Here is a 19,718-nt window from a genome sequence, read left to right as displayed (position 1 = left end):
GCTCAGCGCCCTGTACGCCAGCCTTCCTGATATGTTTCGCGCGCGACGCGGCTATAGGGCACGGGAGAGACGATTGCGCGGACCTCGATCTGCTTGTGTGGCTCGACAGTGGTCTTCTTCGTGCCGCCGTTCTCCTCGCCCCAGACCACACGCAGTTCGGTGCCGTCGGGGATCTCGTGGTCGATCGTCGCAAGGCTGAGCGCCTGCTTCTCGTTGTATGAGTACCCAGTAAACATACTGAGACCCACGGTACTGCCGCCCGCATCGACCACGCGATCGTAGTTCGAACTGGCATAGTTCGCGAGGGGAACATCGAAAAACTTGTATTGCGTGCCGTCCGGATCAAACAGGCTGGCCATAATCTTTGCCATGTCCTCAGGATTCCAGGCCAGCGTCACCTTGCGGCGCTGGCTGGCGGGGTCGATCTTCTCCAATCTCTCCCGGCCGATGAAATCATGGTCGAACTTCACGAACGGGCCGTAACCCAGCTCCCAGGGATTGAGGTAGTAATCCTCAATGCTGCTGCCGACGAACGAGCCGCCAATCGAGCCGGTGGCCTCGTAGCTGTCAGCCCCAAGCCATTCGCGATAGTCCTTCAACTCGTCGCCGGTGTAGATTGCGGGCAGCGGCGACGGAATCCAGCCGGATTCGAGGGTATTCGAAGGATAGGCGCGGCTGCCACACGCGATCAGGCCGAATTCCTTGCCCGCATCCAGGATCGCGGCGCGGATTTCCTCTTGCTCCTCGTACGGCCCCCAGATTTCGAGGCCGGGCGCGCCCGACATGCCGTGGCGCAGCGTGCGCACTTGACGCCCGGCGATGTTCATCGTGCTCATGCGGAAGAAGGCGAGTTTCTCGAGCGGGCCTCCGTTCAGCTTCTCAATCACATCCCAAGCGTTTGGACCCTGAATCTGAAAGCGCCAGACGCTGCGTGTGACAGGCTTGCCCATGGGACGCATCGGGCTGCGGTCATCGAGCTCGACGTCAACGTCGTAGCCCCCCTTTTCCGCCTGGAAGCGCAGCCAGTTGCTCGCCGGCGCGCGGCCGACATAGCAGAACTCCTCTTCTTCCTGCCAGAAAATGATCCCGTCGCCTATGACATGGCCGTAGGGCGTGGTCGGGACGTACTGCTTCGCACGATTGACCGCCCACCCCTTGGGGCTGTTGATCATCGTATCGGACAGGAGCTTCATCGCGTCCCTGCCACGCAGGTAGAGATTCACCATATGGTGCGACTGGTCGAACAGCACCGCGGAATGCTGCCAAGCCCACTGTTCCGAGCGCCAATTCGAAAACTCGGGCGCCACCACCGGATAAACATAGGCCCCTAGCTGCGAATTACGCAGCATCGCGACGATATCGGACTGGCTGGCCAGCACTTGTTCGAGGTTGGACGCCATGATCGAATCTCTCCTGTTAATAATTACTATGCGACAGATATATTATTTTGTATGTGACACAAACGATTTTTAGGAGAGAAACGGATCATGCCCACACAATATGTCCTCAAGCTGTCGTGTCCCGACCGGCCCGGCCTGGTCGCCGCCGTCAGTGCCGAGATCGCCCGCCTGGGCGGCAATATCCGCGAGGCGCAACAGTTTAACGCGACCGACTCCGGCTACTTCTTTCAGCGGGTCCAATTCGATTGCGAGGGCACGGACTGCGCCGCGATCAAGGATGCGATGGAGCCTCTCGTGCGGTCGTATGCGATGGATTTGGCCGTCCGTCCGGCGGGAGAACGCCGCAAGGTTATGCTGATGGTGAGCAAGTTCGACCATTGCCTGGGCGACCTGCTCTATCGCACCCGGATCGGGGAATTGCCGATGGATGTGGTCGCGATCGTCAGCAACCATCCAGCCGACGCGCTCAACATCTCGCTACTGGGCGACATCCCCTTTCACCATCTCCCTATTACAAAAGACACGAAGGCGGCACAGGAAGCGCAAGTATCAGCCATCCTCGCGAGTTCCGGCGCCGAGCTGGTCGTGCTGGCCCGATACATGCAAATCCTGTCCGACGACCTGGCCCGCCAGTTGTCGGGGCGTTGCATCAACATCCATCACTCGTTCCTCCCGGGTTTCAAGGGCGCCAAACCCTACCACCAGGCTTTTCATCGCGGGGTCAAGATGATCGGCGCGACCGCACACTATGTGACCGCCGACCTCGACGAAGGGCCGATCATCCACCAAAATGTGGAGGCAGTCACCCACGCCGACTCGCCCGAGGATCTCGTCTGCCGGGGACGCGACATTGAACGGCGGGTCCTCGCCCGGGCGGTGGCGCTGCACATCGACGACCGGGTATTCCTCAACGGCAACAAGACGGTCGTTTTTGCGCCATGACAACGCGTCGGTAGATGCAAGGCAGGCGTGGAAAGGGCGATCCGCGAAGCGGAGCGACGAGCAGGTCAGCTCACACGCCGCCAATCACGACTTGCGTTTTCACGACCGAACCACCGTCTGTTCGATTACACCGAAAGGCGCGTTGCGGCCCGACCCTACCCCCTCCATCCGGATCGTGTCGCCAAAGGCCATGAATGGTGTCTCGGCGGCTCCCTTTTCGATCATCTCGATTGCACGGATTTCAGAGATGCAGCTGGAGCCGACTTCGCCATAATTGGGATTGGAAACGGTGCCCGAACCGATGATAGTTCCCGCGACCAGATCACGCGTGAGTGCTGCGTGGGCGATAAGTTCGTGAAAGCCGAAATCCATCGCCGAACCGTTAGCCGCTCCGATCCTCCTGCCGTTCCAGTCGATTTCGAGATTCAGACAGACCCTGCCATCCCGCCATGCATCGCCCAGCTCGTCAGGTGTGACGGCAAAAGGCGCCATCGAGCAGGCAGGCTTGGCCTGGACCCAGCCAAAGCCGGTTTTCATCTCGATCGGGGCGATCGCGCGCAGGGACCAGTCGTTGATCTGCACGACGAGCCGGATATACCTCAGTGCGTCGGCCGCCGAGGTACCCATGGGCACAGTGTCGACAATGACGCCAAACTCGCCTTCGAAATCGATACCGTGCGCGGCGTCCGGAAAGGGAATGTCGTCATTCGGGCCGTAGAAGCGATCCGACATGCCCTGATACATAAGTGGTCGTTCGGTATCAATTGGGGGCAGGTTGAAAGCTATCTGCATCAGCGCGCCATGCGTGGAAAATGCAGATCCATCGAGCCATTGCCAGCTTCGCGGCATGGGCGCTCCCAAAGAGGCCTGATCGAGCGCCTCCCCCTCGCCCGCGTTCAGCCGATCCGCGATCGACCGCATGGCGCCGAGTGCATCATCCCAGGACGCGATCGCCGTGAGCAGGTTCATCCAATCCGGTCCGCCAGGAAGGCAGCGCTTGCCGTCGGATGAAACCAGGACCAGCTCCCCATCCGGGGTGCCGTTTCTGCGAGTTGCCAGCCGCATCGCGCTAGTCCTCAAAGATCGCGACGGCGCGGGTCCAGCCCGCCGACGCGCCCTTTATCTTGTGAGGAAAGCAGGAGACGGTGAACCCGTCCGCCGGAAGTGCCTCGAGATTGTGCAGTTTCTCGAGGTGGCAATAGCCGATGTCGCGACCCGCCTTATGCCCCTCCCAGATGAGCGAGGTATCACCCGTCTCCTTCACCTTCTGCGCCGTGTGGCTGAAGGGCGCGTCCCAGCTCCACGCGTCGGTCCCGGTCACCCGGATCCCACGCGAAGTCAGGTACATCGTCGCCTCATATCCCATGCCGCAGCCGATGTTCACAAAGTTCGGATCCCCCATCGCCGCACCGGCGGCGGTGTTGACGAGCACGATCTCCAGCGGCTTCAGCTCATGGCCGATACGCGCGAGCTCGTCTTCTACGTCCTGCGCCGTAACGACATAGCCGTCAGGGAAATGCCGGAAGTCGAGTTTCACTCCCGGCTGAAAGCACCATTCGAGGGGTACTTCGTCGATCGTGATTGCGCGTTCGCCGCCGTCCATCGTGGGATGATAATGCCATGGCGCATCGAGATGGGTGCCATTATGCGTGGTGAGCTTCACCCACTCGGCAGCCGCGAAACCCGCTCCGTCAGGTGTATCCTGCGCCGTTACGCCGGGAAAGAAATGCTGCAACTCATGCACAGTGTCGCCATGCGCCTGATAGTCGATGTGCGGGCGCATGAACGGCGGATCGCTCACGACATCGTTGCAAAGAGTAATTGAGAGGTCAACGAACCGGCGACTCATCAGCACATCCTCAGGCAGCAACGGGGTGAGTGGATTGCGGCAAAAAAATCGTCTTGGGAAGGCGGGTCGCCGCAACCGCGCAGAACAGGAGGATGCTGACCTCGACCGCTGCGGCAACGAGGGTGGGTTCCCGCCCGACCCATGCCGACCAACTGAAGTAAGCGCTCCCCAACACCGCCACGCCGAGCGCGCTGCCGAGCTGCTGACAGGTCTTGAGCAGGCCAGACGCAGCCCCCGCATGATCCCGGTCCATCTGAGCGAAGGTGATCGGGCCGATGCAGCCGGTCGTCATACCCATGCCGATGCCGGCAAAAATCATGGCTGGCGCGGCGAAACCAAGCGACCAACCGCTGCCGATCGCGATCAAAACCAGTGTCGTTGCACTCGCCATAGTGATGGCGCCAATGAGAGGTACTGTTCGCCCATAACTCGGCAGGAACGAGCGGCTCAGCACCCCGATCCCGAACATGGCACCAAAGCCGAACGGCATGTGGAGCATGGCCGTCATCAGAGGTGTCTGCCCCCGCTCTGTCTGGAGAGCATAAGCGAAAACAAGCAGAAACCCGGCATTAGCTGCCGCAAAGGCAACCGACATCACAAGGCCGATCCGAAAGGTAGGTATTGCCATGATCGAGGGATCAAAAAGCGCGACGCGCCTTTGGGAAACCCGCTTCACGACATGGCGCCAGCCGAGCCAGCACAGCGGGATGACCGCAACCAGGCTGGCGAGGCTCGCCGCACCGACACCGCCGCCGCCTTCCGCCCCGATCAAAGGCCATAACAATGCCGCAACCGCCGCGCCGAACAGCGCGGTGCCGATGATGTCGAACCCGTCCCCCCGGATCGCGTGCGTGGTCGGCAGGAAGCGCAGCGCGCCCGCGATCGCAATGATCCCCACCGGCAGATTGACAAGGAAGACCAGCCGCCAACCCAGACCGAAGATATCGGATTCAATGAGCAAACCCCCGAATATCGGCCCGGCGATGGCAGCCAAGCCGCCGATAACACCGAACAGCGCCATCTTGGCCACCCGTTCCAGCGGGTCGAACAGGACTTGCAGCAGCGCCAACGCCTGTGGCGCCATAATTGCGCCGGTTGCTCCCTGAAGAAGGCGGGCGGCGACAAGCTCATCGCCGTTGCGGGCTAATCCGCACGCGGCCGAGGCAAGGGTGAAACCCGCCACGCCCCAAATGAACACCCGGCGGTAACCAATGCTGTCGCCCAGCCTGCCTCCGGCCATGAGCAGCAGCGCAAAGCTGAGCGAATAGCCGGCCACGATCCACTGGACATGCTTTGGGTCAGCGCCAATCCCGCTCTGAATCGCCGGCAGCGCGGTGTTGACGATTGTCAGGTCGACAATCTCCAGCACCAGCGCGATGACCAGTATGATCAGCGCCAGCGACCTTTGCCGCGCCGTCATCGATGTCACTTCAGGTGTCATTTCAGATACGGTTTTCGCGCAACATCGATACTGCGGCATCGCAGGCCCGCGCCGTTAGCGCCATATAGGTCAGGGACGGGTTCTGGCATGCGGTCGAACTCATCTGGGCACCGTCTGTGACGAACAGATTCGCCACATCATGGGCCTGGCTCCATTTGTTCAGCACCGAGGTCGCGGGATCATGACCCATACGCGCGCCGCCCATTTCGTGAATGGCAGTTCCACCAGCGCCAGGCTGGTCGCCTCCCGCGATGACGACGCCACCAGCAGCAGTCAGCATCTCGGTCGCCTCAGCCTTGGCCTGCGCCAATGCGGCGCCTTCCTCTTTACCGAACGCGAACTGCACCTTGAGCGTGGGCAGGCCATTCGCGTCAAGGCGCGATCGGTCCAGTGTAAGCCGGTTAGTAGCCCGGGGCAGACAGTCGGCAAAACCGACAAGCACCATCCGCCACATGCCCGGATGGCGCAGTTTTTCCTTGTAGGCTTCGCCGATCCCCGCATCGCGCCGCCCCGCTGTCCAGGTGGATTGGAACGCACCGCCCTGGAACGAAAATCCTCTGGAATGGCCAACGCCGTCCAAAGCGTCCATGTTGCGATAACGCGCCAGGACGACACCCGTCGGCCGGTTGCCGAAGCTGGTATGCTTCTCGAACCCCGGCATCAGCGCCAGAGCCGACAGCGTGTTCGCATGGTCCATGATGTGCGTGCCCAGCACCCCGCTGGAGTTGGCCAGCCCGTTGGGCGCCGCCTCGCTGGCCGAATTGAGCAAGACATGCACCGAGTTGAACGCACCGGCATTCAAGAACACGATGCGCGAGGTGGCGCGATGTGTCTGCTTTGTCTTCGTGTCGCTATAGCGCACGGCGGTGACGCGTCTGGTGGCGGGGTCAAAATCAAGGCCCTCGACTACGGCGTCGGTAATCACCGTAAGCCGACCGGTTTTTTTCGCCGCCGGCAGTGTGCTGGACTGTGTCGAGAAATAAGCGCCGAAGGAGCATCCGCGCGCGCAGATCGACCGATACTGGCAAGCGGCACGACCTTCGTCAGGCTTGGCCTGGGTCATATTAGCCGTCCGGCCAATGGTAAGGCAGCGCTCGGGCCAGCGCTCGAGGATGGCCGAGCGCACATGCTGTTCAACCGCGTTCAGGGCCATACCGGGCTGAAACTTGCCGTCGGGCAGTTGCTTGAGGCCCTCCGACTGACCGGACACCCCGATAAATTCTTCCACCTTGTCATACCAGGGCGCGAGGTCGGCATAGCGGATCGGCCAGTCGGTTCCGTGCCCGTCTCGCGCATTGGCGCCGAAGTCATAATCCGACCAGCGATAGGACTGCCGCCCCCAGGTGAGAGACCGGCCGCCAAGCTGGTAACTCCGGAACCAGGTGAAATCCGTGCCCGGAGCGGTGGAATACGGATTTTCGGCATCGTTGACGAAATGCTTTTCGGTGTATTCGGTGAAATGCCGGTTCAACATCTGCACGGGATGTTGCTTGAGGTACATCTCGGTGTCACCGATGCCCCTGAACGGCATCTCCCACGGAGCCTTCATTTCCGTGTCATAATCCTGCTGATGGCGTATTTCTCGCCCGCGTTCGATCATCAGGACCTTGAGGCCCGCCTCGGTCAGTTCCTTGGCCGCCCAGCCACCGGTAATGCCCGAGCCAACGACGATAGCGTCAAAATCCATGGTCTCGCTCCGTCTCCGCTCAGCCGAAATCGACCGCGGTCCAATCGTTCGATATAGCACGCGTATCAGGCGTTACCGGAAGGTCCGGCTCCCAACGCCCTGGCACAGGCTCGTACCGCAGCTCTTGCGAACCTCCGGCCTGGCTAGTGTAATATCCGGTCAGGATCAGCGTCTTGATCGTGCGCCAGGGATGCTTGTCCATTCCATCGGCATATGCTTCGGCATCGAGGCCGCCCAGGATCTTGGCCTGATCGATGCCCTTCCGCAGGAAGTTGCCGTTGCTGCGGCGGTCGAGGTCCGACTCAAGCCAGTCGGCGTGTCGCAGCGAACCATCATGCCGAAGATGGCCGGAAAGTCCGGGCAAGGTTTCGGGCGTGATCGGATCAGAGCTTCCCGAGAGCCCATGAGCCAATGCCAGCAGTACAAAATCTCCCGCACCGACATCCCCCGCGCCTGGCGTTTCCGTTCTGGGAATAACAAGCTGGGCTACGTGGCTCATCAATAGCCGTTGGCGGTCGGTCGGCGCTTCGTCGGCAGGGAGGTCGTCAAGCTTTATGGCAGCAACCGGAATGCCAATCAGAAGCGCCAGCAACGCTGCTCCGCCGAGAAAATCCCTGCGTTCCCAGCCATCGGTTGCGTGCTTCACCATCGTTCTTGTCCCGACTGTCATGCACTAGCGGCCATGACGTCTGTTTAAGCAGCAGGGTCCGACTTGCGACCCTACCCTTTGCGTGTGTGCGGGACAGGCGCTTCCTGCCTGTCCCGCATCACCATCAGAAATTGGCAGACAGGCGCACACCATATGTGCGGGGAGCGCCAAACTGCCAGTTGAAAATGTCATCGGTATTGGCTGCGGTATAACCGGCATATACCAGCGGACGATAGTTTTCGATATTCTGCACATAGGCCTGAACCGAAAACTGCTTGTTTTCCGGCTTCCAGGTAAGGCTCGCGTCCGATTGGGTGAACGCGCTCTGCCTCGTGTCACGGTAATTGAAGAGGTCCGTGTAATAGAAGCTCTTCAACCGCGTGCTCGCACTCGCGGTGACAGTGCCCGCAGTACCCAGATCGAAGACATGGTCATAACCAACGCTGATCACCCAGGTTGGCGCCTGGGGAATGCGGTTGCCGGCAAGGTCGGCGATGTCGCTCGGGAAATTGACCAAGTCCAGCCCCGTACGGTTCGGCACCGCAGTATCGAACACATTGTAGGTCGCGGTGAACTTTTTGTAGCGGGCATGGAGATAGTTGACGCTAGGGTCAGGACTCATTGATCAGAGCCAGAAGATGACGGTAGCAGCGAGGGCGATGGCCGAGAGAAAGACGGTTGGGCATCTGTCATAGCGTGTTGCGATACGCCGCCAGTCCTTGAGGCGACCGAACATGATCTCGATGCGGTTGCGGCGTTTGTATCTGCGCTTGTCGTACTTGACGGCTTTGTTCCGGGATTTACGGCCCGGAATGCAGGGTTTGATGCCCTTTTCCCGCAAGGCATCACGGAACCAGTCCGCATCATAACCCCGATCAGCCAGCAGCCACTGTGCCTTGGGGAGGGTGTCGAGCAGGGCGGCGGCCCCTGTATAATCGCTGACCTGACCTGCGGTTATGAAGAGGCTGATTGGGCGACCGTTTGCATCGGTGACGGCATGCAGCTTGGTATTCATGCCACCCTTCGTGCGCCCGATCAGGCGTCCAGCTTCCCCCTTTTTACCGCCAGGCTGGACGCCGTGCGGTGGGCTTTGAGATAAGTTGCATCGATCATGACCGTCTTGCGTTCGGGAGCCTGCGGTGCGGCTAGGCCTTCCATCATCCGGACGAAGACACCCTTGTCTCCCCAGCGCTTCCAGCGGTTATAAAGCGTCTTCGCCGGGCCATATTCCCTTGGCGCATCGCACCACCGTAATCCATTGCGATTGACGAAGATTATCCCGCTTAACACCCGTCGATCATCAACCCGCTGGCGACCATGGCTTTTCGGAAAATAGGGCTGAAGCCGAGCCATCTGCTCGTCCGTCAGCCAAAACAAATCACGCATCTCTCAGGCTCCTTACTGCGCGCCTGAATCACATTGCAGCCCGATAATCAATGGGTCCTGACCCTAGCGGTGAAGGTATCGTTGCGCGAAGGCTTGATGACAGCTTCGGCTTCAACGCCATAAATCTCCGCCTTGCCCGCGTTGAAGGTCTGCCCGCCGACAGCGGGGTTGAGCAGCACGTCGTTCTGCAGGTCCTTATAGTCATAATAGAAGGTCGAAAGATTGAACGTGTGCTGGCTCGTCTCTCCGAAATTCAGCTTGGTGCCGATCTCGTAAGCCGTGTTCGATTCAGGCTTGAACGTTGAGCCGCTGCCGTCAAAGCCACCAGCTTTGTAGCCGGTAGAGACCTTGGCGTAGACGAGCGTGTCACTATTCGGCTTGTAGTTCAGCCCTGCCAGCCAGTTGAACTTGTGCCCCTTGTACGTCAGATTGACGAGAGGCAGCGTGGCCTGATTGGTCAACTCGATTGGGCCGGAATTGAATGCGAACGCATAATTGGTCCAGGAGCCGGAGCGTTTGTCATCCGTGTAGCGCCCGCCCGCAACCGCTGTCAGTGTTTCGCCCAGCGGAACCTCGACCTGGCCGAAGACCGACCAGTTCTTGGATTTGGTGGGGTGGCGGAAATAGTTAACATAGCTGCCTTGAGGGCCGATGAAGGGGATGTACAGACCACCATTGGTGGTCAGCTTCTCATTAAAGAAGAACACGCCGGTCTGCCAAACGATACCGCCGGCATCACCATTGAGGCGGATTTCGTGGCTTTGCGTTTTCACCTTCTCGCCAAAATTGGTGAAAGCGTAGGCCGGGCTGAGCGTATTTACACCCTTCGAAAGCGTCGAGCGATAGCCACCCGTGTATGACAGGGTAGCGAAGTCCATATCATATGCCAGGTGACCGCGGACTGCGTCGGTCCTTTGCTTGTAGCTGCCCAGGCCGGTCAGCACCTGATTATATTCTCCGCGCTTTATCTTGGACAGGAAATTGGTGTTCGAAGGAACGCACTGCACGCCCGGCGTGGATGGCCCCACTTGGCTCCAGCCGTTGAGCTGACAGTTCGCGCCGGGGCCGTTTGCGGCCTGTGTAAGGTCCACGAAGGCCTGACCTGCCAGTACAAGATCGCTTTCGACGTGCTCGTAGGAGCCCTCGACTGTGAGATCATCCACCGGGGTGAGCCGCAGGCTGGCGCGCGTGCCCCAACGATGATCGTCACCGCTGCGATTGCCCTGACGTGTCGTATACCCGCCGAGTTTCGGGGGCACGGTGTTGGGATGGCGCACATATCCATCGTGGTCGGTATAAATTCCCGACAAGCGCACGGCACCGACGTCTCCAAACGGCACATCGACGCCACCTTCAAGTGTTATCTGGTCATAATTGCCATAGGTGCCCGACAGATTGACGCCGAAGTCCTTGCCCGGCTTCCGCGTGACGAAGTTGACCGCGCCGCCAGTGGAATTGCGGCCATAAAGGGTACCTTGCGGGCCCCGGAGAACCTCCACACGATCAATGTCGAACGTGGCGGCATTGAGGATGGTCGGGCGGTTGATATATTCTCCGTCGATGTTGACGGCGATCGACTGGTCGTTTGCTTCACCGTGCCCGCTAGAACCCACGCCGCGCACAAATACCTTTACCAGATTGGTATCTCGGGTGACCTGAAGCGAAGGCGCGACGCGCATCACCGATGTAAAATCGGTGACGTTCTTTTCCTGCAGCTTTTCACCCGTAACGACGGAGATCGCGATCGGGACGTCCTGAACATTTTCCGCGCGATTTTGCGCGGTGACGATGATCTCGTTCATTTCACCAGCCGCCTCAGCTGTCGACGCCTCTTGAGCCATCGCAGGAGCATTGAATGCTACGGCGCAAACACCTGCCAACAGGACGTTAATATAGTTGAGATTTCTCATATCCATCCTCCCTTACAATTGCGCCCCTCGATTCGCGGGCAGCTAATTAGAACCCTGATTCTATCTATCAATTCCGCTTCGGTCAAGAATCATCATTCTAGTTCCGTTTTTAAGCCTGTTTCGTGCGGCCGCCGAGCGTTTCCGCAAACCAGTCGGCAATGCAGTCGCGGCCAAAAGCCATGTTGTCCGCCCCGACATGCTCCACTCCGCCCTCGCGCGCGGTGAAGATCACCTTCTCGCGCCGCGGAGAATTGACGAGCTGGTCGTAGAGGTCGTCCGCATAGCTGACGTTGATCTGGCGGTCCTGCGCGCCGTGCGTGACCAGAAAAGGAACCCGTATTCGATCCATGTGGCCGTTGAGGTTCATGTCGCCGGACTTTTCCAGAAACTCTTCCATGTCCCGCGCGCCGAAGGCCCACATCACGTGCGCCCAGTAATGCGGCACCGGATTTTCCCCCTCGCGCTTGAGCCTCCTGTCCTGCACCTCGCGCCAGTTGTGATTGGCTCCCCATACCGCCCCGCTGGCGAAGCGCGGCTCATAGGCAACTGCGCGCGGAGCAAAGTGGCCGCCGAGCGAGATTCCGGTCATGCCGATCCGCTTGGGATCGACACCGGGCTGCACTTCCAACCAGTCCACCGCCTTTGAAGCCCAGTTCTCGGAATGGGGATCGACCGGCAGTCCCTGAAGCCGCAGTGCCTCGCCCGCTCCCGGCTGATCGACACAGAGTGTCGAGATTCCGCGCCGGGCCAGCGCCTCGGGTAGCCGCGACCAGTAGAGCAGCTCCTTGCAGCTATCGAGACCATTACAATAGACCACGACCGGATGTGGCCCCGGCCCGTCTGCGCGCGTGTAAAGGGCGGGCATCATGCCGGTCTCGAGCGGTATCTCCACGCGCTCGCGATTGATCTTTCCCAACAGGGTGGAACGGTCAAATACTTGCCGTGCGCGCGCATAGGTGGCCTCGCGGCCCGGATGCCCATGGCCTTGCATGCGTTCGGCGGTAATCAGATACAGCGACGCGCGTTCGAGCTTGTTGGACGCGCTGAAGTCCCTACCCTTTGCTTCGTCCTCCGCGGCAAGTTCGATCAGCTTCTCGCCCATTGCCGCCCATTGCGCCATGAACTGCGGCGTGCCGGCATCGGCCCCGCTCGCGGCGGCATCGCGGATCGGCTGGCACATATCGACGATCTCGCCGATCTGCGCCCCGCTCTCGATCGCGATCGCAACCGAGAGGTTCCAGATATAATTCGGAAAATATTCTAAAAGCGCCATTCCTCAGGCTTCCGATGTGACGAAAAGCCCAGGGTTAGGCTGTGGGTGCGGCAGGGTTTGCGGCCCGCCCACGCCTATGCCCCATTGGTCCATGACCATGGGCGCGGGCGTATAGACGGTCGGCTCCCGCGTATCGAAATCAACTTCCTCCAGCTCCGAGGTGTATTCGGTGACGAACCCGCCGGGCGTTACGAAATAGCTGAACGTATTGTTGCCGGCTGTATGCCGCCCGGGTCCCCAGCCGATGTCCACGCCTTTCAGTTTCAGCCGGTGGGCACCCCGCATCATGTCGTCCACCGACAACATGTCATATGCTACGTGATTGAGGCAGGGCGGCCCGGGAAGAATAGCAAAGCGGTGATGCGCCGAATTGCAGCGCAAAAAGCACATGAAATCACCCAGCCAATCGGAAATCCTGAAGCCCAGGACATCCGTGAAGAAGCGGATCAGCGCCTGATGATCGGGCGAATGCAGGACGATGTGGCTGATCTTTACGGGGACGCCTTCCCATCTGGCCAGATCACGCTTGCCTGAACGGGCCACGTCGGCCGAGATTTCCATCTGTATGCCGTCAGGGGAAAAGAAGCGGAACCCATAGCCCCCACCGGGTGTCGTCAGTTCGCGCGGGTCGTGGACGATCTTCGCCCCGGCGGCTTTAACCTTCTCGCAGAGCGCATCAACATCGTTACGGCTGTCGGTGGCGAGCGCGATTACATCGACCCGGTTATTCTCCGCCGGGCGCAGCCTGACGACATGGTGCTCGTCGCTACCCTGTGCCTTGAACCAGGCAAGACCGTCATCACTGGGCACCGCTTCAAGCCCGAAGACGTCAGCGTAATAGGCTTTCTCCGCATCGAAGTCGGCCACGCCATAGCCCACATAACGGATTTCGGTAACACGGCTCATGACAATATCCTTCAGATTGGCTGCGAAACCACGGCAAACATTTCGCCAGTGGCCTTGTGATTATCGACCGGCGGGGCAATGCCGAGTTGGCCGTGACAAATGGCCAGACTGGCGCGCACGATATAGGCGCAGCGTTCGAAACGGCGGTCGCGATAGGCGTTGAACGCCGCTTCGACAGTGTCGTGCCGGTCCAGTTCCTCGGCCAGCACGATCGCGTCTTCGATCGCCATGCCGGCGCCCTGACCGAGATGTGGCGTCGTCGCGTGGACCGCATCACCAAGCAGGCCGATCCGGCCCCTGCTCCATGCGCCGGTCACCAGCATTCCTTCGAGCGGGCGATAGACCACGGCGGCATCGTCTGTGATCCTTTCACCCAATTCACGGATCACAGGGGCGCAGCCCTTCAGCTTGCCTCGCATCGTCGCGGCGATGCCCTCCGTGGGATACCAGGGGTTGCCCGGTTCTGGCGTGGTCACATACATGTACATGAGGTCTTGGCTCATCGGCACCAGACCCACGCCGGTCGGTCCGTTGTAGACCTGGAGGGCATCCAACCCCTCCGCGCGAGGAAAATTGTATCGCCATACCGCCTGCCCGGTGAACTCCGGACGCTCTGCGTCGGGCAGAATGAGCGAGCGCATTTGGGAATACACGCCGTCGGCACCGATCACAGCGTCATAAACACCGTTCGTCCCGTCTGAAAAAGTGGCGGTCACTCTGGTTCCGTCATCATCCAGCGTCTCGACGGTCAGACCCAACCGGACTTTTGCGCCGAGGCCTTCAGCCTTGTCGGCCAAGACCTTCTGCAGCGCCTGCCGGCCGATGCCGACATTGGCGGGCTTGCCTTCCACCAGCCGGGGTGTCGGGATCCTTGCGACCTTGGTGCCATCGGGAGCGAAAATCTCGACGGCATCAAACCCGCAGGCCGCATCAAGAAATGCGTCCAGCACGCCAAGCTGCTCCATCGCCCGCACGACATTGGACTGCTGAATGATGCCCACGCCATAGACGGACCACTGCGGATCGCGCTCGATCAAAGTGACATGATGCCCCTTGCGACACAGGGCGATCGCAGCCGATAACCCGCCGATACCCGCGCCAACCACCAATATTTCAAGAGTTTTCATCAACGCCTCTCAGCGGCCACCCGCAGGCGGCGGTCTCCCCGTATCTGGGACTTTTCGCCCAGCTTTCTCAGGCACTTGTAATATCAGGCTTGAAATTAATATAATTGTTTGTTTTCATGATAATCCATAATTTCGAGTGATAGATAGTGCGCTTCAAAGGCTTGGACTTGAATCTGCTGGTGGCTCTCGAGGCGCTGCTCGACGAGGCCAGCGTCAGCCGCGCTGCGGACCGGCTGCACCTCAGCCAGCCTGCGGCAAGCGCCGCTTTGAAACGGCTGCGCGACTGGTTCGGGGATCCGTTGCTTACCGCGCGCGGCAAGCGGCTGATGCTCACGCCGTACGCACTGCGCCTGAAGCCTCAACTGGCCCAGCTCCTGACCGAAATTGACGCTTTTGCCAGCCAACCCGCGCAGTTTGATCCCGCCACCACGCACAGGCGTTTCCGTCTGGCGATGTCGGATTTTTTGACCAGTGTCGTGCTGCGACCGCTCTGTGCCGCCATCGCCCTTACCGCGCCGTGGATCGAACTCGACATCGTCCAGCCCGACGACAATTCGTCCGAGTTGCTGGATCGGGGGGAAATTGACCTGCTTATGGTTCCGCAGGAATTCATAAGTCCGCGCAACCCTGCCCGGCTGTTGTTCGAAGAGCAGCATGTCATTGTCGGTTGGAGCGGCAACCCCTTGATGCAGAAGCCTCTGACCTCCGATTCCTTTGCTTCGGCGGGCCATGTGTCGGTTCGGCTTGGCCAGATCACGCGGTTGACATTTGCCGAGGCTCAGCTGCGGGCGTTGGGGATCGTGCGTCGCGAAGAAGTGATCGTGCCGTCATTCGCTATTGTTCCCGACCTCTTGGTCGGCACGCAACGGCTCGCGATCATGCATGAGCGGCTCGCCCGCCTAGCGGCGCAGCGCACTGAAATCGCCATTGCGCCGCTGCCCTTTGCCTTCCCTCCGATGCGGGAAATGGCACAATTTCACCGTGCCCGGGCGGACGACGCCGGGCTGCTTTGGTTGCTTGACGAGATCGCCCGGCTCTTGAGCAGAGATGCCACTCCACAGCACTCTTGACGGACGCATTATTCAATGAGAATATTGATTCTAATAAAGTAGCGGGCAGCACCGCCAGGCAAACGGGTCCAAAAGGACCGTACGGGGCCGCCAGAGGAGAGCGATATGGTCCTGGCACCCTGCATTGAGTGGCATTTCGATCAATATACCGATCTCGGCGAGCGTATCCGGGCGGCCCATGCGGCGGGATACGAGGCGGCCGAGTTCCATCTGTGGCGCGACAAGGATATTGCCTCGATAGCTGCTGCGCTAGCGGATACCGGCGTCCGGCTGACCGGATTCTGCGCGGACCCGCGGCGTAGCCTTGTCGATCCCGCGCAGCACGACGAACTGTTCGCCGCCGTGCGAGACAGCATTGCCGCAGCAGGGCGGATCGGCCAGCCGCCGATCATCATTGCGTCGGGCTTCGTGCGAGAAGGCATCTCCCTGCAGGAGCATTTCGATACTGCCGTCACCGCCCTCTCCAGACTGGCCAGGATGGCGGAGACCGAAGGCGCGACGCTGGTACTCGAGCCTCTCAATGACCGCATCGATCATCCGGGCATGTATCTCGTCAGCACGACGCTGGGACTCGACCTGATAGAAGCCGTCGGCAGCCCGGCATTGCGCCTGCTGTACGACGTCTATCACTCGACCGTGATGGGCGAGGATATGGAAGCAGTTCTTGAGGGGCGGATGCATCTGGTCCGCCACGTGCAGGTCGCCGACTTTCCCGGTCGTAATGAACCGGGCACAGGGACAATCGACTGGCCCGCCAAGCTCTCTGCGCTCAAGCGCATGGGCTATGACGGCGATATCGGGCTCGAATACCGGCCGACGCTTCCTATCGCGGAATCGCTTGCCAGAACGCGTCAAGCTCTGGGTCTCTGAACCCATGTGCACATTTTGTCAGGAGAGTCGTCATGGCCGATGAGCGCCTGTCCCTTTCGGAGCGTCTGAGCTACGGGTTCGGTGATCTGGGCACCAGCCTGGCCTACAACATGGCCAGCGCGTTCCTGCTCTATTATTATACCGATGTTGTTCGCCTGCCGGCCGCTGCGGTCGGCACGGTGTTCCTGATCGCTCGGCTTCTCGATGCGGTGATCGATGTTGTTGTCGGCGTCTTCGTGGATCGCACCCGAAGCCGCTGGGGCCGCACAAGACCGTGGTTCCTTTTCAACGCCGTGCCCTATGCGGTGGTAACGGTGCTGCTGTTCAACGTACCGGCATGGAGTGAGGGCGCCCAAATCGCCTATGCCTTCGTCACCTTCAAGGCGCTCGGGATCCTCATGTCGCTGCAGGCGATCCCCTATACCGCGCTGATGCCGATGATGACGCAGGACAGGCGCGAGCGGTTGAAGCTGAGCGGAATGCGCTCGATCGGAACGTCGGTGTCGGTCGTGCTCGGCACCGCAGCAACGATGCCGCTGGTCGGCCTGTTTGGCGGGACGGACCAGCAACGAGGCTTTGCTGCGGTGGCGATCCTGTTTGCCGGGATCGGCCTGATCTCCACGCTGGCGCTGTTCCGCAACTGCCGTGAGCGCTTTCAGGACCCGTCCGCGCCGCGCTTCGCCATCCTTCCGGCGGCGGGCCAGATGCTGCGCAACCGGGCATGGCTCGTCTGCTTCGGCTTCTGCTTCATCTATTTCATCCGCTTCGGCATCATGATGAGCGCGACGACCTATTTCGCCATCGAGGTGCTGCATCGTCCCTGGATGATTTCGATCCTGCTGCCCGCCGTTTCGGGCATGCTGCTGTTGTCCGCATTCGTTGCGCCCCCGATACTGGCGCGTATGGGCATTCGCCGGGGAAGCGTTGCTGTGCTGGCGATCTCCGCTATGCTGTTTGCCGTCTTGCCGCTGGCGGAGGGTAACAGCGCGCTGTTCCTCTCCATCTATATTCTCGCCTGCCTCGCGACATCGATCACCATCACCGCCGCTTTCACGATGATCGCGGAGACGGTGGACTATCACGAATGGAAGTTCGGAGTGCGCCGCGAAGGCTTGCTGTCTGCCGGCGTCAGCCTCGCCACCAAGGTCGGCATGGCGATCGGGACGGCGGGTTTCGCCTATATCCTGGGCGCGACAGGTTACACGCCCGGTACGCCCAGTGAGACCGCGACAGAGGCAATCCGCTGGACCTATTATGGCAGCGCAGTGGTGCTGCTTGCGATGCAGACCGTCGTCGCTCTGTTTTGGCCGGTGGACGGCCTCCGCAATACCATCCGCGCTGACCTCTCCGCGCGAACTCCCGTTACCGCCTGATCCGATCCAGAGGAGAAAGTCATGTATAAACCTGCCGCTTTAGCTGTTCTCGCCCTTTGCGCCGCGCCACTCGCGGCACAGGTGATCGTCACCACCGACTACCGCCCGCCCGAGACGGTCCAGCGCGTTGCGATCCCCGTCAATCCCAAAGAGAAACGGCTAAAGGTGCTGATCATCTCCGGTCAGAATTCCTATGAACACGACTGGACCGGGGTGAACAACGCTCTGCGTACCATGATGCACGATTCAAAGAGGTTCGACGTGCGTATCACCGAGGACTTCGACCACGGTACGCTCGACACCCTTAAAACCTATGACGTGGTGCTTCTCAACTATTCGAGCCGTTGGAACTATTCCGATCCGACGCAGCATATCTGGTCACCCGAGGCCTTCGCGGCACTCTATCAATATGTGCGCGAAGGCGGAGGGCTGGTAGCTTATCATTCCTCGTTCACCTGGGGCCGCGACATACCGGAATACAAGCGCCTGGTCGGAGCGGTCATGGTCCCCGGCCAGAGCCGCCGCGCTCCGTCGGGCTCCTTTCCGATTCATATCGTCGACAAGTCCAACCCGATCACCGCCGGAATGCGCGACTATATCTGGACCTATAATGACGACATGTACACGAACATGAGCTTTGCAGAAGACGCAAAGATCCATGTGTTGGCCACCGCTCGGGAGTCCGCGTCGGATTATGCGCCAAAGCTCATGAGCAACAAATACGATCCCGCCGTTTACAGCCCGGACAAGCTGAAGCAGATGAAGGGGATTGATGCGGACCACCCCCAGATCTGGACCGCCGATTATGGCAAGGGCCGCGTCTTCTCGATCACTGTTGGGCACGACGAGGTTTCATTGCACTTCCCCGGCTTGCAGGACCTCATCCTGCGCGGGACCGAATGGGCCGCCACCGGCGCCGTAACGCTGCCGCTTCACGAGGACACCCGCGACGACGGCAAGCGTTGACGGTCGCGCGGCCCGGCCTTGCCCCAATCAGTATTCGAAGGTTTCGCTGAAAGTCTGATAGGGTTCCGGAGGCCGGGCCTCAAGCCGTTGCGGCGTGTCCGTGCGATACATGTTGGATGTGACCTTGGCCGGGCCGTCGACCTTCGGCATGAACACGGGCTTGCCATCCTCGCCGATATACATGAGGTCCACGTTGAATGCATCGTCCTGAGCGGCGGCGGCGAAGGGGATTCACCCCATGCCATAAGGCGCGCGAGCGACCTCGAAACAATGGAAGTGCCATATCTTCCACGCGCCGTCCTGCCGGATGAAATCGACGCCGTATTTCAGATAGACGTTGTGCATCCAGACCTTCTTGCCGTTGACCATTTCCTTCTCAAACATCCACGCAGGCATGCTCTTGGCAAGTTCCGGGTCCACAAGGCCCGACTCGAGGCCGTTGACGATCCACAGGCCCTTGGCAGTCTGCCCGTCACCGGCAATCTCGATGAGGGGCGTCGTGACATAGTGGAATATCAGCTTGCCGGCCGGCGCAGGGCGACCCTGGTGATAGGATATGATCTTGTCCCAGTCCGTGTAGACGCCAAGGTTGGAATATTGCGAGCGGACGCCCGGCGTACCCTTCTTCGCCCAAAGCGGGATGATCTCGGTATCGCGGAAGGCGTTGTGCAGATACATGTAGCGCGAGAAGAGATTTTCGACCGAAGCCCGATCCTCGCTCCGCTGCAGCGAATGACGCAATGTGGCGACCTCCGCGCGCAAGGCAGAGACGTCCGCCCCCTGCGCCGCTTTATCGCCCGCGATTACTGGTGCGGATGCTCCGGCCAGCAAAGCTGCCGCGAGACAGATTTTTACGTGCGATTTCATCA

Annotated in this window: 19 protein-coding genes; 5 read left to right on the top strand and 14 right to left on the bottom strand. The window is 60.3% G+C overall.

From position 1 onward, the window contains the following. Nucleotides 1-2: 2 nt before the first annotated feature. Nucleotides 3-1,400 carry an aminomethyl transferase family protein gene (locus OOT33_RS02495; protein WP_307748399.1) on the bottom strand — a complete coding sequence of 466 codons (1,398 nt, stop codon included), beginning with the start codon at nt 1,398-1,400 and terminating at the stop codon, nt 3-5. Between the two features lie 87 nt (nt 1,401-1,487). On the opposite strand from OOT33_RS02495, the gene purU reads away from it, so the two are divergent. Further along, complete coding sequence (gene purU, locus OOT33_RS02490; RefSeq protein WP_307748398.1) at nt 1,488-2,342, top strand: formyltetrahydrofolate deformylase; 855 nt, start codon at nt 1,488-1,490, stop codon at nt 2,340-2,342. A 99-nt stretch (nt 2,343-2,441) separates the two neighbouring features. Here purU and OOT33_RS02485 read toward each other — a convergent pair whose 3' ends face one another. The 11 genes from OOT33_RS02485 to OOT33_RS02435 all read right to left on the bottom strand — a co-directional run bounded on the left by OOT33_RS02485 (nt 2,442) and on the right by OOT33_RS02435 (nt 14,570). After that, nucleotides 2,442-3,407 carry a fumarylacetoacetate hydrolase family protein gene (locus OOT33_RS02485; RefSeq protein WP_307748397.1) on the bottom strand — a complete coding sequence of 322 codons (966 nt, stop codon included), beginning with the start codon at nt 3,405-3,407 and terminating at the stop codon, nt 2,442-2,444. A 4-nt stretch (nt 3,408-3,411) separates the two neighbouring features. Beyond that, nucleotides 3,412-4,191, bottom strand: a complete 780-nt coding sequence (locus OOT33_RS02480) for a cyclase family protein (protein WP_307748396.1) — start codon at nt 4,189-4,191, stop codon at nt 3,412-3,414. Nucleotides 4,192-4,201: 10 nt separating this feature from the next. Beyond that, nucleotides 4,202-5,611 (bottom strand): MFS transporter, encoded by a 1,410-nt coding sequence (locus tag OOT33_RS02475; protein WP_307749272.1) that lies wholly within the window; start codon nt 5,609-5,611, stop codon nt 4,202-4,204. 22 nt (nt 5,612-5,633) lie between these two features. Further along, nucleotides 5,634-7,319 (bottom strand): GMC oxidoreductase, encoded by a 1,686-nt coding sequence (locus OOT33_RS02470; RefSeq protein WP_307748395.1) that lies wholly within the window; start codon nt 7,317-7,319, stop codon nt 5,634-5,636. A 19-nt stretch (nt 7,320-7,338) separates the two neighbouring features. After that, nucleotides 7,339-7,968, bottom strand: coding sequence for a gluconate 2-dehydrogenase subunit 3 family protein (locus OOT33_RS02465; protein ID WP_307748394.1), 630 nt, complete (start codon nt 7,966-7,968; stop codon nt 7,339-7,341). A gap of 124 nt (nt 7,969-8,092) precedes the next feature. Next, on the bottom strand, nt 8,093-8,590 hold the full coding sequence (locus OOT33_RS02460) for a TonB-dependent receptor domain-containing protein (protein ID WP_307748393.1): 498 nt from the start codon (nt 8,588-8,590) through the stop codon (nt 8,093-8,095). 3 nt (nt 8,591-8,593) lie between these two features. After that, nucleotides 8,594-9,354 (bottom strand): IS5 family transposase gene (locus OOT33_RS02455; protein ID WP_307748392.1). Its coding sequence is split into 2 segments (ribosomal slippage): nt 8,594-9,018 and nt 9,018-9,354, totalling 762 coding nucleotides; the frame shifts between segments, so codons are not numbered across the junction. Between the two features lie 47 nt (nt 9,355-9,401). After that, complete coding sequence (locus OOT33_RS02450) at nt 9,402-11,156, bottom strand: TonB-dependent receptor domain-containing protein (protein WP_307748390.1); 1,755 nt, start codon at nt 11,154-11,156, stop codon at nt 9,402-9,404. Nucleotides 11,157-11,373: 217 nt separating this feature from the next. Beyond that, a complete protein-coding gene (locus tag OOT33_RS02445) occupies nt 11,374-12,537 on the bottom strand; it encodes an alpha/beta fold hydrolase (protein WP_307748389.1) in 1,164 nt (387 codons plus the stop codon). Nucleotides 12,538-12,540: 3 nt separating this feature from the next. Beyond that, nucleotides 12,541-13,443, bottom strand: coding sequence for a VOC family protein (locus tag OOT33_RS02440; RefSeq protein ID WP_307748388.1), 903 nt, complete (start codon nt 13,441-13,443; stop codon nt 12,541-12,543). An 11-nt stretch (nt 13,444-13,454) separates the two neighbouring features. Then, nucleotides 13,455-14,570 carry an FAD-dependent oxidoreductase gene (locus OOT33_RS02435; RefSeq protein ID WP_307748387.1) on the bottom strand — a complete coding sequence of 372 codons (1,116 nt, stop codon included), beginning with the start codon at nt 14,568-14,570 and terminating at the stop codon, nt 13,455-13,457. Nucleotides 14,571-14,737: 167 nt separating this feature from the next. Here OOT33_RS02435 and OOT33_RS02430 point away from each other — a divergent pair, with 167 nt between their 5' ends. The 4 genes from OOT33_RS02430 to OOT33_RS02415 all read left to right on the top strand — a co-directional run bounded on the left by OOT33_RS02430 (nt 14,738) and on the right by OOT33_RS02415 (nt 18,849). After that, complete coding sequence (locus tag OOT33_RS02430) at nt 14,738-15,640, top strand: LysR family transcriptional regulator (RefSeq protein ID WP_307748386.1); 903 nt, start codon at nt 14,738-14,740, stop codon at nt 15,638-15,640. A gap of 105 nt (nt 15,641-15,745) precedes the next feature. Continuing rightward, nucleotides 15,746-16,510, top strand: a complete 765-nt coding sequence (locus OOT33_RS02425) for a TIM barrel protein (protein ID WP_307748385.1) — start codon at nt 15,746-15,748, stop codon at nt 16,508-16,510. A gap of 32 nt (nt 16,511-16,542) precedes the next feature. Beyond that, nucleotides 16,543-17,883 (top strand): glycoside-pentoside-hexuronide (GPH):cation symporter, encoded by a 1,341-nt coding sequence (locus tag OOT33_RS02420; RefSeq protein WP_307748384.1) that lies wholly within the window; start codon nt 16,543-16,545, stop codon nt 17,881-17,883. Between the two features lie 21 nt (nt 17,884-17,904). After that, the gene (locus tag OOT33_RS02415) at nt 17,905-18,849 is read left to right on the top strand and encodes a ThuA domain-containing protein (protein WP_307748383.1); all 945 of its coding nucleotides are present in this window, start codon (nt 17,905-17,907) and stop codon (nt 18,847-18,849) included. Nucleotides 18,850-18,876: 27 nt separating this feature from the next. Here the strand turns inward: OOT33_RS02415 and OOT33_RS02410 are convergent, their stop codons facing one another. Together OOT33_RS02410 and OOT33_RS02405 are read right to left on the bottom strand one after the other, a co-directional pair. After that, nucleotides 18,877-19,041 (bottom strand): hypothetical protein, encoded by a 165-nt coding sequence (locus tag OOT33_RS02410; RefSeq protein ID WP_307748382.1) that lies wholly within the window; start codon nt 19,039-19,041, stop codon nt 18,877-18,879. 39 nt (nt 19,042-19,080) lie between these two features. Continuing rightward, nucleotides 19,081-19,716, bottom strand: a complete 636-nt coding sequence (locus OOT33_RS02405; protein WP_307748381.1) for a nuclear transport factor 2 family protein — start codon at nt 19,714-19,716, stop codon at nt 19,081-19,083. Nucleotides 19,717-19,718: the final 2 nt, after the last annotated feature.

The organism is Sphingobium sp. DEHP117 (genome assembly GCF_030867385.1).
In the GTDB taxonomy this organism is placed as follows: Bacteria; Pseudomonadota; Alphaproteobacteria; order Sphingomonadales; family Sphingomonadaceae; genus Sphingobium.
This window is presented reverse-complemented; position numbering and strand designations above follow the sequence as displayed.